Annotated in this window: 18 protein-coding genes and 1 pseudogene; 5 read left to right on the forward strand and 14 right to left on the reverse strand. The window is 65.0% G+C overall.

The window, feature by feature from the left end:
- Positions 1-73: 73 nt before the first annotated feature.
- Both ACTIMF_RS00625 and ACTIMF_RS00630 read right to left on the reverse strand, forming a co-directional pair.
- On the reverse strand, positions 74-1,189 hold the full coding sequence (locus ACTIMF_RS00625) for a DUF6670 family protein (protein ID WP_442348326.1): 1,116 nt from the start codon (positions 1,187-1,189) through the stop codon (positions 74-76).
- On the reverse strand, positions 1,186-1,698 hold the full coding sequence (locus ACTIMF_RS00630; RefSeq protein ID WP_442348327.1) for an SRPBCC family protein: 513 nt from the start codon (positions 1,696-1,698) through the stop codon (positions 1,186-1,188). Before ACTIMF_RS00630 ends, ACTIMF_RS00625 begins: the two co-directional genes overlap by 4 nt.
- A gap of 147 nt (positions 1,699-1,845) precedes the next feature.
- Here ACTIMF_RS00630 and ACTIMF_RS00635 point away from each other — a divergent pair, with 147 nt between their 5' ends.
- Positions 1,846-2,463 carry a TetR/AcrR family transcriptional regulator gene (locus ACTIMF_RS00635; RefSeq protein WP_442348328.1) on the forward strand — a complete coding sequence of 206 codons (618 nt, stop codon included), beginning with the start codon at positions 1,846-1,848 and terminating at the stop codon, positions 2,461-2,463.
- A gap of 44 nt (positions 2,464-2,507) precedes the next feature.
- Here the strand turns inward: ACTIMF_RS00635 and ACTIMF_RS00640 are convergent, their stop codons facing one another.
- The 5 genes from ACTIMF_RS00640 to ACTIMF_RS00660 form a co-directional block, all read right to left on the reverse strand.
- Positions 2,508-3,293 (reverse strand): ABC transporter ATP-binding protein, encoded by a 786-nt coding sequence (locus ACTIMF_RS00640; RefSeq protein ID WP_442348329.1) that lies wholly within the window; start codon positions 3,291-3,293, stop codon positions 2,508-2,510.
- A 9-nt stretch (positions 3,294-3,302) separates the two neighbouring features.
- Positions 3,303-4,373 (reverse strand): taurine ABC transporter substrate-binding protein, encoded by a 1,071-nt coding sequence (locus ACTIMF_RS00645; protein ID WP_442348330.1) that lies wholly within the window; start codon positions 4,371-4,373, stop codon positions 3,303-3,305.
- Positions 4,370-5,230, reverse strand: a complete 861-nt coding sequence (locus tag ACTIMF_RS00650) for an ABC transporter permease (RefSeq protein ID WP_442348331.1) — start codon at positions 5,228-5,230, stop codon at positions 4,370-4,372. The genes ACTIMF_RS00645 and ACTIMF_RS00650 overlap by 4 nt, the downstream gene beginning before the upstream one ends.
- Positions 5,231-5,466: 236 nt before the next feature.
- Positions 5,467-5,919 carry a hypothetical protein gene (locus ACTIMF_RS00655; RefSeq protein ID WP_442348332.1) on the reverse strand — a complete coding sequence of 151 codons (453 nt, stop codon included), beginning with the start codon at positions 5,917-5,919 and terminating at the stop codon, positions 5,467-5,469.
- Positions 5,907-6,218: a hypothetical protein gene (locus ACTIMF_RS00660; RefSeq protein WP_442348333.1), complete on the reverse strand. Its 312-nt coding sequence runs from the start codon at positions 6,216-6,218 to the stop codon at positions 5,907-5,909. The genes ACTIMF_RS00655 and ACTIMF_RS00660 overlap by 13 nt, the downstream gene beginning before the upstream one ends.
- A 21-nt stretch (positions 6,219-6,239) precedes the next feature.
- On the opposite strand from ACTIMF_RS00660, the gene ACTIMF_RS00665 reads away from it, so the two are divergent.
- Positions 6,240-6,869, forward strand: a complete 630-nt coding sequence (locus ACTIMF_RS00665) for a TetR/AcrR family transcriptional regulator (RefSeq protein ID WP_442348334.1) — start codon at positions 6,240-6,242, stop codon at positions 6,867-6,869.
- A 73-nt stretch (positions 6,870-6,942) separates the two neighbouring features.
- Positions 6,943-7,722, forward strand: coding sequence for a crotonase/enoyl-CoA hydratase family protein (locus ACTIMF_RS00670; RefSeq protein WP_442348335.1), 780 nt, complete (start codon positions 6,943-6,945; stop codon positions 7,720-7,722).
- 48 nt (positions 7,723-7,770) lie between these two features.
- Here the strand turns inward: ACTIMF_RS00670 and ACTIMF_RS00675 are convergent.
- The 5 genes and pseudogenes from ACTIMF_RS00675 to ACTIMF_RS00695 all read right to left on the reverse strand — a co-directional run.
- A pseudogene (locus tag ACTIMF_RS00675) lies at positions 7,771-8,013 on the reverse strand (hypothetical protein); the annotation flags it as partial.
- 59 nt (positions 8,014-8,072) lie between these two features.
- Positions 8,073-8,726 carry a cyclase family protein gene (locus ACTIMF_RS00680; protein WP_442348336.1) on the reverse strand — a complete coding sequence of 218 codons (654 nt, stop codon included), beginning with the start codon at positions 8,724-8,726 and terminating at the stop codon, positions 8,073-8,075.
- 78 nt (positions 8,727-8,804) lie between these two features.
- Positions 8,805-9,644 (reverse strand): SDR family oxidoreductase, encoded by an 840-nt coding sequence (locus ACTIMF_RS00685; RefSeq protein ID WP_442348337.1) that lies wholly within the window; start codon positions 9,642-9,644, stop codon positions 8,805-8,807.
- 121 nt (positions 9,645-9,765) lie between these two features.
- Complete coding sequence (locus ACTIMF_RS00690) at positions 9,766-10,308, reverse strand: DinB family protein (RefSeq protein ID WP_442348338.1); 543 nt, start codon at positions 10,306-10,308, stop codon at positions 9,766-9,768.
- Positions 10,309-10,368: 60 nt separating this feature from the next.
- The gene (locus ACTIMF_RS00695; RefSeq protein WP_442348339.1) at positions 10,369-11,070 is read right to left on the reverse strand and encodes a nitroreductase/quinone reductase family protein; all 702 of its coding nucleotides are present in this window, start codon (positions 11,068-11,070) and stop codon (positions 10,369-10,371) included.
- Positions 11,071-11,090: 20 nt separating this feature from the next.
- Here ACTIMF_RS00695 and ACTIMF_RS00700 point away from each other — a divergent pair, with 20 nt between their 5' ends.
- Positions 11,091-11,687, forward strand: a complete 597-nt coding sequence (locus ACTIMF_RS00700) for a TetR/AcrR family transcriptional regulator (protein WP_442348340.1) — start codon at positions 11,091-11,093, stop codon at positions 11,685-11,687.
- Positions 11,688-11,737: 50 nt separating this feature from the next.
- Here the strand turns inward: ACTIMF_RS00700 and ACTIMF_RS00705 are convergent, their stop codons facing one another.
- Positions 11,738-12,598 carry an alpha/beta hydrolase gene (locus ACTIMF_RS00705; protein ID WP_442348341.1) on the reverse strand — a complete coding sequence of 287 codons (861 nt, stop codon included), beginning with the start codon at positions 12,596-12,598 and terminating at the stop codon, positions 11,738-11,740.
- Positions 12,599-12,730: 132 nt separating this feature from the next.
- Between ACTIMF_RS00705 and ACTIMF_RS00710 the strand changes: the two genes are divergently transcribed.
- A complete protein-coding gene (locus tag ACTIMF_RS00710; protein WP_442348342.1) occupies positions 12,731-13,237 on the forward strand; it encodes a transposase in 507 nt (168 codons plus the stop codon).
- 304 nt (positions 13,238-13,541) lie between these two features.
- Here ACTIMF_RS00710 and ACTIMF_RS00715 read toward each other — a convergent pair whose 3' ends face one another.
- The gene (locus ACTIMF_RS00715) at positions 13,542-14,528 is read right to left on the reverse strand and encodes an AraC family transcriptional regulator ligand-binding domain-containing protein (protein ID WP_442348343.1); all 987 of its coding nucleotides are present in this window, start codon (positions 14,526-14,528) and stop codon (positions 13,542-13,544) included.
- Positions 14,529-14,583 lie beyond the last annotated feature (55 nt).

Genomic DNA, 14,583 nt, shown 5'->3' on the forward strand with positions numbered 1-14,583 from the left:
GCGTTGCTCGAGCATCGCTGAGCGGAGGACGGACCGGATATCCGGCGAATCTCGACGTCTGTCCATAAATCGGTCAAGAACGCCGGTCGGAGTACTCGGTGTAGGCGCGTCCGTCTCGAGGTAAGCCGTCGATCACGCCGGACCAGCGGTAGCCCGCGATATAGCCCATGCCGGCGTACAGCCATTGAGTGTCGACCTCGCCATCGATGTACGACGTCGAACCATCGCTCTCGACGAATGTCCACCGGAAGGTCGATGGCATCACCATTCTTGACCGTCCGTGATACGAAATCGGCTTCGAGTCGAAAGTTGTGACCTCGAATGTCGAGCTGATGCCGAGCCGACGCGAGCCGTCCTCGGCGGTTCGGATGTCTCCGGCCATGCCGGCGGTCAAGTCACCGAATGCACCCATCACGCACGCCACCAGCTGTGTCTCGTGATCTATCGCGATCACGTGGTAGCTGAAGAAGTCCGCCGGAATCTTGAGCGCTTTCGGCAGCGGCCGAGGAAGGTCCATGTACGGCAAGTAGCCCGTGCCGTACTCGAATGTGCACATACCTTTCACCTGTTGCCGCTCCCCGGAGTCGGTGAGAGCGATCTGCCCCTCGTACGCGCACAGCAAAGTGAAGTGTCGGTAGATGCCGCTGTCGGAAACCCAGGTGTTCACGTCGGTCGAGGTGAGCCGCAGATCGACGTCCAGCCCCTGCAGTTGGGCCTGCAGGGAGATCTCTGGATACGTGATGGCGATCCTGTAGTTGTCGCCGAACTGCAGGACGCTCCCGTCGGACTCATGGTGCAGGTCGTCGGCGTCGAACACGTGTAGGGAGTCGCCCGTGGTAGCTGCGGATCCCCAGCCCAACTGACTGGTTCTGCGTGGGGAGCCGACTGGAATGTCGTTGTCGTCCCATGCCCGAAACCCAGTGCTGCCCATGATGATCAAGTTCGCCAGGAAGCGGTGCGGCGGCGGCAGGTCGGGGATCATGATTCCGTAGTGCGCGACTCCTCGCGTGAACGGCCGTGCCGATATGGGAGGAAAATTCAATCGATCGGGCAGACCGGTCCGGATCACACGGTCTTGGTTGCTTGAATTCATCAGGCGGGTCATCGCCTTCACCGCTGCACCCCGTAGGCCACTCGGTGCCGGCGAGCTTGAGTAGCGGACGGGACGCTGCGGCTGCTCCGCGGTCATGCCTGGGCCTCCTTTGGGAAGCGTTTGCCGAAATGACGTCGCGTATCGGCTGCCATACGAGAGAAGTTGAGGTGGTTCAGTGGGCGACCCGCGGCGAGGAAGAGACCGAAACGTGGCGCAGGGTCGAACGCGAATGTCCAGGTGAAGGAGCATCCCGTCGCTGTGGTCTCGACCAGATAGTCTTCGGCGAATGAGCGGAAGAAGGGGACACTCGCCTCTGTTGCGTAGAAGCTGTGGCGACGTTCCCGGTCATCCCACCGAAAGAAGTACTCCCGGAACTTGATCAGTCCTCCTCCCGAGGACACCGCCCGCCGCGCCCCGACACCGAGCGGCTCGGGGGTCGTGTAGTGGGCGTCGAGGCTACGCACCCACGGAAGCGGATCGGTGGACGCGATCTCGGCCCAGACATCGTCGGCGTCGGCATTCACGTCAACACGGTAGGAGAAGCGCTGCTTCGCCATCGAAAAGTAGGTCTCGTCGACCGGGGTCAGTTCAGTCCAGCGTGCCATGGGAGAGCTCCGTCCTTCATGAGGATTTCGATCTATATGTGATTGGTAGTTACACAAAGAATCGACCTGGCGGTAATATAAGCGCACGCCATCGACGGATGTCAACCCCTCGCACGATCGGCGGCCACGCAGGGTAGCCTCCCCGGAATGGGTAGTAGCAGGTCAGGCTCAAAAGGAGTCCCGCGCGCCGAACGCGAACAGCAGATCCTCGATGCTGCAGCACTAGAGTTCGGGACGCGCGGATACGCCGCGGTGTCGATGGTTTCGATCGCCGACCGTGCGGAGATTTCGAAGCCGCTGATATTTGACTACTTCGGATCCAAGGAGGGTCTGTACCGCGCTTGCTGCCGCCGTGCAGGACAGCGAATCACCAGCCTGATCGAGACCGCGATGCAGACGTGGCAACCGGGAGAAGTCGATCCTCGAGGCATCGAAGTGTTGGCGGCGATATTCAGCGCCCTTGACGGTCGTCCCCACGACTGGAACGTCGTCTTCGATACGTCCCTGCCTGACAAAGGAGCAGCACTTGACGAGGCGAAGGTTCATCGGCGCACACTGATCGGACAGGCCGCGGCAGGCATCGGGTCAACGTATGCCGACATCCTCGTCGACGAGCACGACGTGTCCGCCCTGGTACACGTCTGGACTTCAACGGTCAGTTCACTCGTCGACTGGTGGCTTCACCACCCCGAGTACACCGCGAGCGAGATGACCGAACGAAGCGCACGGATCCTCAGGGCGTTACAGAGTCCGCTGCCGGAATGAACCGTGAAATTGAAGCTCTCAGACGCTGTGGCGGACACCCCCACTCAATCGTGCGCCGCGTAGATAGCCTCCGCCAGTTCGGTTCTCAAACGCTGGAACTCGGCGGTCGCCGTCACCGACCTGTCCCGCACCACGTCTGGGCCGTCGCCGGGCAATTCTATCTCGCGGTCGATCACGACCCGGCCAGGCCGAGCCGACATCACGATCACACGGGTACTCAAGAACACGGCTTCGTCCACCGAGTGGGTGACGAAGACTATAGTCTTGGCCGCCTCGCGCCACAGTTTGAGCAGATCGACTTGTAGTCGCTCGCGGGTCAGCGCGTCGAGGGCGCCGTAGGGCTCGTCCATCAGAACGATGCCGGGATCGTTCACCAACACCCTCGCGATCTGGGCACGTTGCTGCATGCCGCCGGACAGCTCGTACGGCCGTTTGTCTCCAGAGTCCCCGAGGCCGACTTGCTCCAGCAGTCGCTCGGCCTGCTCACGTCGCTGTGTCTTGCTCACGCCGCGGACCTTGGGGCCGAATTCGACGTTGCCGCGCACGGTGAGCCACGGGTAGAGCGTCGGCGCCTGGAACACGACACCGCGGTCGGCAGACGGAGCGGTGACGCGCACCCCGCCCACCTCGACGATTCCCTCGGTGGCATCCTCGAAGCCGGCGATCAGCCGGAGCAGTGTCGTTTTACCGCAGCCTGACGGACCGACGATCGACACGAACTCGCCCGGATCGATCGCCAGGTCGGTGGCTTCCAAGGCAAGCGTCTCACCGCTCGACGCCTGGTAGGTCTTGCTGACGCCCGTCAGGTCGACGCGTTCTGTGCCGCTCATCGTGTCCCCTCACCGTGTCCCGACCGCGTAAACGCCGTCCGTGTAGTGCTGCGCCGACCCGACGCCTTGCACCTCGCCTTGTTGCAGCAGGAATTCGGCTGTCCTGCGGATGTCTCCGGCGACCCGTCCGCCTAGGTACTCCGGGCCTGCCTGGGTAGCGGCGTCGAAGTAGTCGTAGCCCTTGATCTGGTCTGCGATACGTTCGACCGGCACACCGAGCTGGCCTGCGATGTGTTCGGCGGCCTTTGTCGGATCCGTGTTGATCAGATTCGCGGCCCACCCCTGCACCGTCGTCCACATCTTCACGAATGCCGGGTTGTCTCGCACGAACCCGCCGCGGGCCCCTTCCAGGTCGTAGGTGGCGGCACCTAGTTCACCGACGTCGGCGCTGGTCGTAATGATCCTTCCGCCATCGCCGGTCAGTTGGCTGAGCGTCGGCTCCCAGATGTATGCGGCATCGATCTGTCCACCGCTGAAGGCACCGCGGATGGCGTCGGGGCTCAGGTTGATCACCTGTGTCTGAGAACCGATTCCGGCCTTGTCGAGCGCGGTCAGCAGACTGTAATGGCCGGTCGACGCAAAAGGTACACCGATTCGTTTGCCACGCAGGTCGGCCACCTTGGTGATCGACGGGTCGCGGGCGACGAGCGATTCGGCAGCACCGATCCGGTCCTGGATCCAGATCACCTTCATGTCGATGTTCAGCGGGGCCGACAGCGCCTTCGCGGCGGGCGCACTGCCGAGCAGACCGATGTCGAGCGAATCCGCTCCGAACGCCTGGACGACGTCACCGCCAGAGGCGAACTTGCTCCACTCGGTCGTCACGTTCGGCAGGCAGGTGTTGAGCAGGCCTGTGTCTTTGACGATCAGGTCGCCGTTGGGAATTTCCTGCCAGCCGATCCGCACAGTGCCGGTGACGGACTCGTCGGGTTCGACGGGGCAGGGAGTGGCATCGCCCAGTGAGCGGGCTTGTTCGGGTCGCCCGGATTCGACGATGCAACCGGACAACGCCAGTCCGATCGCGACGAGGGCCGCGACGTGCGCCGCGAGACGGCGGCCCTTGCCGAAGGCGGGTCTCATGCCTTTCCCTTCCACGGAACCAGCAGCACGCCGATCCATTTGATGAGTGCATCGAGGAGCAGTGCGGTGATGCCGATGACGATGATGCAGGCGATGGTCAGCGGTGCGTTCAGCTGCTGACCTGCCAGGTACGCCAGGCCACCGATGCCGGGGATGCCGTTGTTGAGTTCTGCGGCGACGACCGTGGTCCAGGCGAAGCCGACGGCGATGCGGATGCCGTTGATCACCTCGGGCAGGCTCGCGGGCATCACCACACCGGTCAGCACCTGCAGGCGGTTCGCGCCGAGCGCGCGGGCGGCGTTGATCTGGTCGCGGCTGACGCCTTGCACGCCGCTGACGGTGGAGATCGCGATGGCCGGGAAGGCTGCGAGAAACAGGAGCCAGACCTTTGAGGTGTCGCCGATCCCGAACCACACGATGAGTAGGCCGATGTAGCCGAGCGGCGGTAGTGCGCGAAGGAAGTTCAGGTACGGCTCGGTGACCGTGTTGAAAGTCTTCGACATGCCCATCGCGAAGCCCACAATCGGCCCCAGGACGATCGCGACGCCCACGCCTGCGAAGATCCGCTGCAGGCTCGCCACCAGGTGTTCCCACAGAAAGTAATTCTGTTCGCCGAGCACTTCACGCGGAACGCCCGGCGCTACCTGGTGCCAGGTGCTCGCACGGACGGCGGCGTCCCAGACGGCGCTTGGCGCGGGCAGGAACTTCTCGTCGACCAGGTGCAGGCCGGCGATCAGCAACCACACTGCGATGAACACGACGAGCGCGATCAGTCGGACCAACCACGACCGGACGACGTCTGGCAACGATTGTTCGACGGCGTTCTTCACCCGCAGCAGCGGGGGCTCTCCAGCCATGAGTTCCTCTCTCGTGTCGCCCCGAGGACGGCCCGAGCGGCAACTCTGCCCGACCCGTGCGCGGGAGGGTAGAGATTCGCGCGTGATGATCTTTTCAGTTGCGCGGCCGGTGGCGTAGACACCGTACGCGGCGCCCGCGCAGGATCTGGGTCTACACGGACAGTAACGAGTACCTGTCGGTCAATGACTTGCCCCATTCGCCAACTCGGGGGTGCCTCGCGTGCGTTCGGCGGGTCTCAGACCACAGTATTGCCCAGCTCATCGGTGTCCGCGGGCGAAGCCGCAAACGGCGACGACGCGCCCGGAACCACTGCGACTCCGACCACGCACGCAGCCGCGAAGCACCCGAGAGCGACCCACGGCCACGCACTCATGTGCACCGTGTCCGACTGCATCTGGACCGACGATCCGAACGCGGCGAGCCGGTGGTCTGCGTCCATCACGGACCAGAGGACGCCGACGATTCCGGCGACGTCGGTGATCTGCCAGCTCTCGTCCCGGTCGAGGGTCACCGTGTATGGCGTGACGGTGTTCAGGCCGTCCGGATTCTGGGTGCTCGTCATCGCCGTCGACACGAAGACCTGAACGACGAACTGTCGGTCGGCGCGCACGTCGACCGTCGTCGCAGCGATCAGTTTGGCGGTCTGGGACCACTGGACCTCTTGGATGAGCGGGGTCAGAGTCTGCACCGCCGTGTCGAACCGCGAGTTGAGTTCGGGGCCGTCCCCTTCTTCAGCACGGCGGACCAGGCGGGCAGATCATCGGCCTTGAAGGTCGCGGCTCCCACGGCGTACTTCCCTGCGACGCTCTGGGCCGCAGTCTTGTCTTGATCGAGCTGTCGCGTCGACTCCAGGTCGCCGGACTGCCGCGTGAACGCAACGACGAGGACCGCCGTCGCAACGAGTGCTGCGATGCACACGACGACGATCCCGCAGATCACCGGATGTCTACGCGGGTTGAGGTATTCGCGGACCCGCGAGCCGGCCAACGCTTCGGATCGCAGTGGCAGGTGTCGCCAGCACGAGGGCCTTCATCAGATCCCTCACGGACGATCGACCGACGCGAACAGACGCAGCGTCGTCAGGAAGACCGGATCCTCAAGGCAGCCGCGGGCGAGTTCCGGCGTTCCGGCGTCCGGCACGCGAGCATCGACAAGATCGCCGAAGACGCAGGCGTCAGTCGCAGCACGCTGTACCGCAGGTTCCCCAGCAAGGACGAACTGCTCGATGCCGTCGTCATCCGATTCCGCAGACAGTTCGTGCGCGATATCAGTGAGAAGGTCCACGGTCTCGATCCTCGAGCCGCTGTCGTCGAAGCGTTCTGCCTGGGGATGTCGCACGTCAGCCACGACGACTTGCTCAAGCGCGTGCTCGGCGACAACCCGGACGCCGTCGACGTGCTGATCGGCTTCAGCGCACCGCAAGCCGCGGACATGGTCGACGAGTTCAGCCGTGGCATCGTCGCCACCCTGCGGGCCGCGGGCGCGTCCATGCCCGACCGTCAGCTGCGGCTCGCCGCCGAGATTCAGGTTCGCATGGTCATATCGCTGATCACCGCGCCGTCGCGTGCTCTCGACATCGACGACGAGGACGCCCTTCGGGACTTCGCCGAGACCCTGCTCGCGCCGATGATCTGGTGACTTGCCGGATCAGACCTCGGTCCGTCGGCTCACCTCTGGACGGAAGCCCGTTCGAGGTGTAGTACTCGGCGTCATGAGCGAGCATCGTGCACCGTCGGTGACCGTACGGTCTCAGGGCCCTGTGACTATCATCGGGATCGACCGCGCCGAAGTCCGCAATGCGGTGGACCGCAGGACGGCCGAGGCGCTCGCCGACGCGTTCCGTGCCTTCGATGCCGACCCCGACGCCGCAGTGGCCGTGCTGCACGGTGAACACGGGACGTTCTGTGCTGGCGCCGATCTCAAAGCGATCTCCGCTGGCTCAGGCAACCGAGTGGCTGAGGACGGCGACGGGCCGATGGGTCCGACCCGGCTGCGGCTGAGCAAGCCCGTCGTCGCGGCATTGTCCGGCCACGCGGTTGCCGGAGGTCTCGAACTCGCTTTATGGGCGGACCTGCGCGTTGCCGAGCAGAGCGCCGTCCTTGGCGTCTTCTGCCGCCGTTGGGGTGTACCGCTGATCGACGGTGGAACAGTTCGGTTGCCTCGCCTGATCGGGACGAGTCGGGCGATGGACCTCATCCTCACCGGGCGAGCCGTGAGTGCCGCCGAGGCCCTAGACATCGGACTCGTGAATCGGGTCGTAGCCGACGGCGAAGCACTCCCCGAGGCGGTCCGACTTGCCGCCGAGATCGCCCAGTTCCCCCAGGACTGCATGCGGCAGGACCGGCTGTCAGTTCTCGAACAAGAGGGCCTCGCCGAGGACGATGCACTCCACAACGAGTACCTCCACGGGTTGACATCCCTGCAGGCCGACACCGTCGCCGGAGCCACCAGATTCGCCCACGGAGCGGGCCGCCACGGGTTCTTCGACTAGCGGGAGTCGCGTGGCCTCGGCCCGAAAGTCCCTGCGCTCCGACGACAGTGAGAACAGCAGGCCCGCGACCATGCCCATCACGATCGGCGGCGGGAGCGCCGCCATCACCGCGCGCACGCGGCCGGTGAGGCTGACTACCAGGATCAGCACTCCCGTGATCAGGAAGGCGCCCAACACTCCCGGCCAGGTCAGGCCGTCTTCAGCGAGGATGGCCCCGTTGACGATATAGCTGCGCCGATGTCGCGCAGGACCGACGACGGTCGCACGACGCGATGCTCCGGCCGATCCGATTCAGATGTCCCGACGATCTGTGAGTTGACCCGCCGAGCGCAACAAGCACGCGGTGGTGACTACTCCACCGATGCGAACGCACGCACCGGAAACGTCGCGAGCCCCCGAATCGCAGGCGGAGCGGCGGTGAACTTCGCGCCGATCGCGGGGAGCCGGTCGAGATTCGTCAGGTGCTCGACGACGGGGATTTCGGCCGCGAGCAAGACGGTGTGCGCCGGACGATGACCGCCGACGGTGTCGTCGATGTTGACGGAGTCGATGCCCACCAGTTCTGCACCCTCGGCGACGAGGTACTCGGCTGCGTCCTCGGTGAGATGCGGGTGCGAGCCGTCGCCGTAGAAGTCGGTTCCCCAGTGCCGGGCCCAACCCGTTCGCAAGAGCACGGCACAGCCTGAGATCCCGTCGATCTCCCTCAGCGCACTCTGTTCGATCGGGCCGGGCCCGGCGTCGATGACGAGTGCAGGCAACAACGCGCACCGTTCGAGCGGCAGATCCGATAGATCGCGACCGCCCCGAAATCGATGTGCCGGCGTGTCGAGGTAGGTACCCGTGTTGGCGACCATCGTCACCGTGCCGATCGCGAACTCGGTGCCCGGAGCGTAGTGATCTGCCGACTCCTCAAAACTGAGGTGCTGGCCGATCATCGGGCCCGGGAGCCCCGGATACGTCACCGTGCCGTCCTTGATCTGATGGCTCAAATCGATCAACTGCATACCGCCATTGTTCCGGGCGCGAACGATTCCTGCTGCGACCGCCCCGACGTCGACCCTTGGGTCAGACGTCTGCCCGCGTCAGGCGGTTCCCGACCGCTCGATGCGATCCTTGATCTTCCGCTGCTTGTGACGAGCCGCCTTGATGATGAGCGGCATCAGCGCCCGTCCGACACGAGGCGACGCGGCCCCGATACGGACCTGCGCTCCGCGCCACTTCGGCAACGAGGTGATCTCCCGCGGTGCGTCGAGGACCTTGCCCACCGCGGCGACGACCTCGTCCGGCGACAACAGCTTCCCGGAGAACGACAGCGCCGACGCGGGGTCGTCGAGCTTGTCGTAGAGCATCGGCGTCCAGATGCCGTCGGGGCAGATGCACGAGATATCGATGTCGTCGATTCCGGCGAGCCACAGGTCGGCGACCGTGCTCAGACTGAACCCGACGGCTGCGTGCTTGGACGCAGCGTAGACGGCCTCACCCGGCACCGGCGTGAGCCCGGCGAGGGAGGCGATGTTGACGACATGGCCGCCACGCGCGGCCTGCCGCATCGTCCTGATGGCGGCGACTGTTCCGTGGATCGTCCCCAGCGCATTCACCTCGAGCATCAGACGGTGCACCGAGGCTTCCTGGGTCCACGCCTGACCCGTGACAAGCACGCCCGCGTTGTTAACCCACACGTCGAGACCGCCCGCGACCTCGACGATCCGGTCCGCCGCGGCCTGCACCTGGTCGGCATCGCGCACATCGAGCGCCATCGGCGTCGCATGGGAACCGATCTGGGCAGCAGTGGCGGCCGCGAGATCGGCGTCGAGGTCGGTCACGAGAACGTGGTACCCGCGATCGGCCAGGAGTTCCGCTGTCTGCCTCCCCAAGCCGCGACCGGCGCCGGTGACAACGGCTCCGCGCCGCGCCCTACTCATGTGCGCCCCTCCTCGGTCGGACCGTACTCGAGGCCGCTGTGGACAGATCGGTGCAGACGCCATGGCTCCAGCGACGGCCTGCTGGACAGGCGCCGTCGTCCGGGTCTGCGGATCATCGGCATCACTGCTCGAAGAGGGCGGCCATCGTGGTCTGTCCGTCGATGGCCTCCCGGACGATGTCGGCGTGACCGCAATGCTGTGCGGTCTCCCGCAGCATGTGCAGCACGAGCTTTCGGACGCTCCACCACTCGCGCTCGGGCTGCCAGGGCGCTGTGGGCTGCGGAATCGGATCGTCGAGGCTGTCGACACTCGCGATGACGCGATCGAGCTCGGTGGCGGATCGTTCGTAGTCCTCAAGAGCTCCGTCGAGGGTCTCACCCTCCCCCAGTTGGTAGGCATCGCTCAACGCTGTCATGTCGACTTCGGAGTTCTCGTCGCGTTCGACGATCTGGCTCGTCATATCCCGCTCGACGCGAGCAACGTGCTTGATCAGACCTCCGACGCTCAGCGCGCTGACCGTCGGAGCGCTACGCGCCTGCTCGTCGGTGAGTCCGCGCGCGGTGATTCTGAGCAGTGCGCGTTGATCGCGGAGCAGCGTCAGCAGGTCCGCCCGCTCAGCGTCGACGTCGAGATCGATGGTGACTTGGGTGTATGTGCCGGCCATGAGGTGCCTTTCGAAAGGTGTTCCGGTGACGTTCCGACCTCACGCTAGTCCGGATTGAGGTCAGTTATTGACCGGTACATCTTTTCGGGCTTCGGTACTTTCCAGTGTCCGCGTGCTCTTGACAGCGCCGTCCGACTTCCCGAACCAGTCCAGGCGCACGTGGACAACGACCAGATCTGCCCCGAGTACGCGCACGTTGATTGCGTTCAACGCCCGGAGCGGGTGCCAGGCAACGATGTGGCGTTGCCTGGCCAACGCATCGTCGTCGACAAGCACCGCGGCAATGCCCGGGATCCAGCGGTACCGCAGACCGACGCGCAGTCGCACCCGTACGTGGGGGTCGGCGCGAACGTTCTGAACGTATCCTGCGCGCAGCCCATGTTCTGCGATGATCCAGAACGACTCCCCTTTGCGCCCATTGCCGACCGGCGTGCGCCGGGGTAGACCTGACCGTCGTCCACGGGTCTCTAGGATCGCCAAGCCGAGCGGGTTGAGCCCTATTGCAACGAGCGCTCGCATAACCGGATTGATCGTCCATCGCTGAACGGTGCGGACCACCTTCACCTTGAGGCGAGGATTGGCCACCGTCAACGCCAGTAAGGCGAGGTAGATCGCGCTCTGCACGATGGGGGCAGTGCTGCTGCTCCCGGGTTCGAGTGCTGAGACGGTCCACGCCACTGCGATCGCCGCCACGGTTCCCGCAACGAGTCCGCGAGGAGGCGTCAGTCGGTTGAACAATCCCATACGCTTGTATTGGTCCATACATCTGTATGATCCTCGTCATGTCGGAGAAGTCAACAGCGAGATCTCGCAGGGAAGCGGTCTCGGACGCCGTGCTCGAGATCGTGGCCACCCACGGCCTGGACCAGGTGACCGTGCGCGAGGTCGCGACGACAGCCGATGTCTCCATCGGCACCGTGCAGCACCACTTTCCGACCAAGCAGCAGATGCTCGCCGGCGCGTACGCCGAAGCGTCGCGCCGTATTCGGCGGCGACTGCAGGACCTGCCACTGGGACCGGACTCACGCCGAAACATGATTCATGTGGCCGGCCAACTCCTGCCGCTCGACGCCGAACGGTCCACCGAGGCCCGCGTCTACGTCGCTTTCGCCGCGGGGGCGGCCACCTCCCCCGACCTTGCCGAGATCCAGCAGAGCCTGCTCGAGGAACTCCACACGGCGCTCACCGCTGCATTCACAGACGCATGGGGAGGCGCCGCCACGCCCGCCCGCTGCGCACTCGCCGCACATACGGTGATCGCCCTGGTCGACGGCCTAGCGCTGCACAGCGTGACAACGAACAGCTGGATCACCGACCGGCAACTCACCGACGCGGTCGCCATGGTGCTCGACGGTCTGCACATCGCGGACCCGAGCTGAACCTCCGGACTACAGAACACCCATTTGCCGGGTGCGACACCCAGCCGACTTCACGCCCCGATAGCGGGCCCGATGACCCGCCACGACTGACGCAGCCCACCTTCGAAGACGGCCCACCCATGGTCGCCGCGCAGTCCGTCGGAGGTCACGCGAACGCCCTGTGCACGCAGCGCCGCGGCCGACGCATCCGAGCAGGCCCGGATCGGGAGTTCGGGGCCGACATCGCCTGCCGAGATGTAGATCGCCTTGCCGCGCAGGCGCGCAGCGTTCAGTACCGGATCGTGCGCTACGTAGTCTCCGGGTGTCCACATGTTCAGCGGGTTACCGCCCTGTCCGATGACCGTGCCCACCACTGCGGGGAAGCCCAGGGCCTGGGCGGGGCACCCGCTGTACGACGCCGCCGCGCGGTAAAGGCGCGGCGCTCGCGCCGCCAGGTCGACGGCCGGGCCAGCGCTCATCGACACGCCTGCGATCGCGTTGCGACCGTTACCGCCGAAGTGCCGGTTGACCGCGGCCGGCAGTTCCCTAGTCAAGTAGGTCTGCCACTTGTTCACGCCGAGCTTCGGGTCGGGCGAACGCCAGTTGGCGTAAAACGAGCCTTCACCGCCGACCGGCGACACCACGGTCACGTTCTTGTTCCGGAAGAACTCGCGATAGTTGGTATTCCACTCCCAGCCGATGTGGTCGCTGCCGCCACCCGCGCCATGCAAGAGATAGAAGACGGGAGCCCTCCCGCCACCGGAGGCGGGCAGTACGTTGTTCATGATCGTTCGGTGCATCGACGGCGAGTACACCGGGAATTGAACCAAGCCCCGCGCCGGTGCGGCCTCAACGCGCCCAGTCCCGGACACTGTGCCCACAGCGGTGAGCAGAAGTCCCGCGATCAGTGAGATGGCCAGTAGTCGTCGCATACGCGCCCCTACGTCTCGTCAGTTTCGTCCTGCCCGAAGCCTAGCTTGGATCCTTCATCGGAGAACTCGACTTGCCACCCTGAATGCTGACGAACGGTAGGGACTGCTGCACGAACTGGTGACAGCGCTGGCTTGGCTGCAGCGCTCACTGCCAAAGGCGAGTTCGTCGTCGAGTTCGATCACTCCAGTACGCGCCCGGCGAGAGACGGCGCGAAGTCCGACTCGCTGGACGCCGTCCGCACAGCACGCGAAATCTTGGGGCGCACGACCTGGCCGACGCTGCTCGACGAGCCCGGAGTCGGCGTGCTCATCGCCGCTGAGATCTTGGTGTCGTGGTCTCACCCCAGCCGCTGCCGCGACGAGGCGGCGTTCGCCAGGCTCGGTGGAGTCGCGCCGCTCGAGGCGACTTCGGGCCAGACCCAGACTCGCCACCGACTCTCCCGCGGCGGCGACCGCCAGCTCAACCGTGCACTACACACCGTCATCCTCGCGCGGGCCAAGCATCACCAGCCGACCAAGGACTACCTCGCCCGCCGGACCACCGAAGGCAAGACGAAGAGGGAGTCGATGCGATGCCTAAAGCGCTACTACACCCGGAACCTCTTCCGACTTCTCGAAGCTGCCCCAATGACCCCTTGACACTGATAGGAGCATCTCCATCGCCGCGTTATCACCGGCTGCACCGACACAGGCCATCGATCCGACCATGCCGTGACCGCCCAGCGCGTGGACGAACTTCCTGCTCCGAAATTGAACTCGCCCTGTACCTCTGCGCCACCAAAGACATCTTCTCCCGCCGCATCGTGGGCTACTCGATCTGTAAGGGGCGTCGGAGACGAATGACCACAGGGACGAATGACCACAGGTGAGTGCGAGATTGACCACGTGACACAGCGTCGCCGTGTCAGGAACGGATTCTTTTCGGTCTGTGCATCGAAGAGTCCTAGGGGGTCCGCCTCCGATAGCTGGTGGGTGCACTCCCGATCCAGCGACGAAAAGCTCGACGGAAAGCACTCGGTTCGGAATAGCCGAGTCGCGCTGAGATCTCGGCAATCGACTCGTCGCTGTGTACCAAAGCTTCGACCGCACGGTCACTCAGAATTGAGTCCTGTATGGCGCGGACCGACGTTCCTTCGCCGCGGAGGCGTCGGCGCAGGTTGGGGGCGCTCATGAAGATCAGGCCAGCCAGCGCCTCCGAATCGATCCACGGATCGTTCTCGAGAATCCGTCGGACGCGAGATGCCACGGTCGCCGCGTTCCCTCTCTGATAGAAGAGCGACCCCGGAGCGTCTCGCAGGTAGGGCTTCAGGTCCGATTCGTTGCGGATCACGGGCCTGCTGAGGAGAGCCGCGTCGAACGAGATGGACATCTCGTTCGCGGAGAACTCGGCGGGCGAACCGAAGATGGTCTCATAATCGGCCGCGAGGTGGCTCGCGTCGAACGGGAACCTGAGCGATTGAACCGTGACCGGAGCGTCGATGAGCCACGAGGAGAAGCGGTGCACCCCGGCCGCGGCGCTGAACGCGATGATCGGATCGACCGAGTCCTCGGGTGTGGTCTCCAGCCGCAGGGTGGCGAGCCCGTCGTCGACCATGAGGGCGCCGTGGACGCCCGTCGTCACCGCAGTGAACTCGAGGATGCGATTAAGCGCCGACCGCAGGTCACGGGCGTGGATGACGGTCAGCGCGGCCAACCGCATCGATCCACGCGGCAGATGTCGCGGACCGACGCCCAGCAGCTCGTCGTCGGTCTGATCCCACAGGCTGCGCACGAACGCCGTCGCCTGCTCCGGCGTCATACGTGAACGGTCGGCTGCGAAGGCCTGCCAGTCCAGGCCGGACTCGTGGACAGCGTCGACGATGTCGATGTCACGCCGGGACAGCGCCTCGATCGTCGCGTGGAAGAACTGCATCGGAATCGTGTACGCCACGCTGATCCTTACCAGGGGAATGCTCGTGGCGCAGACGATACCAGCGTCGTGATCG

This window comes from Gordonia sp. (in: high G+C Gram-positive bacteria) (assembly GCF_052106715.1).
In the GTDB taxonomy this organism is placed as follows: domain Bacteria; phylum Actinomycetota; class Actinomycetes; order Mycobacteriales; family Mycobacteriaceae; genus Gordonia.

Coding starts and splice junctions, on each gene's coding strand:
- ACTIMF_RS00700 (WP_442348340.1), top strand. CDS start 11,091: ATGTCGGAGAAGTCAACAGCGAGATCTCGCAGGGAAGCGGTCTCGGAC.
- ACTIMF_RS00690 (WP_442348338.1), bottom strand. CDS start 10,308: ATGGCCGGCACATACACCCAAGTCACCATCGATCTCGACGTCGACGCT.
- ACTIMF_RS00645 (WP_442348330.1), bottom strand. CDS start 4,373: ATGAGACCCGCCTTCGGCAAGGGCCGCCGTCTCGCGGCGCACGTCGCG.
- ACTIMF_RS00635 (WP_442348328.1), top strand. CDS start 1,846: ATGGGTAGTAGCAGGTCAGGCTCAAAAGGAGTCCCGCGCGCCGAACGC.
- ACTIMF_RS00630 (WP_442348327.1), bottom strand. CDS start 1,698: ATGGCACGCTGGACTGAACTGACCCCGGTCGACGAGACCTACTTTTCG.
- ACTIMF_RS00685 (WP_442348337.1), bottom strand. CDS start 9,644: ATGAGTAGGGCGCGGCGCGGAGCCGTTGTCACCGGCGCCGGTCGCGGC.
- ACTIMF_RS00670 (WP_442348335.1), top strand. CDS start 6,943: ATGAGCGAGCATCGTGCACCGTCGGTGACCGTACGGTCTCAGGGCCCT.
- ACTIMF_RS00680 (WP_442348336.1), bottom strand. CDS start 8,726: ATGCAGTTGATCGATTTGAGCCATCAGATCAAGGACGGCACGGTGACG.
- ACTIMF_RS00705 (WP_442348341.1), bottom strand. CDS start 12,598: ATGCGACGACTACTGGCCATCTCACTGATCGCGGGACTTCTGCTCACC.
- ACTIMF_RS00695 (WP_442348339.1), bottom strand. CDS start 11,070: ATGGACCAATACAAGCGTATGGGATTGTTCAACCGACTGACGCCTCCT.
- ACTIMF_RS00650 (WP_442348331.1), bottom strand. CDS start 5,230: ATGGCTGGAGAGCCCCCGCTGCTGCGGGTGAAGAACGCCGTCGAACAA.
- ACTIMF_RS00625 (WP_442348326.1), bottom strand. CDS start 1,189: ATGACCGCGGAGCAGCCGCAGCGTCCCGTCCGCTACTCAAGCTCGCCG.
- ACTIMF_RS00640 (WP_442348329.1), bottom strand. CDS start 3,293: ATGAGCGGCACAGAACGCGTCGACCTGACGGGCGTCAGCAAGACCTAC.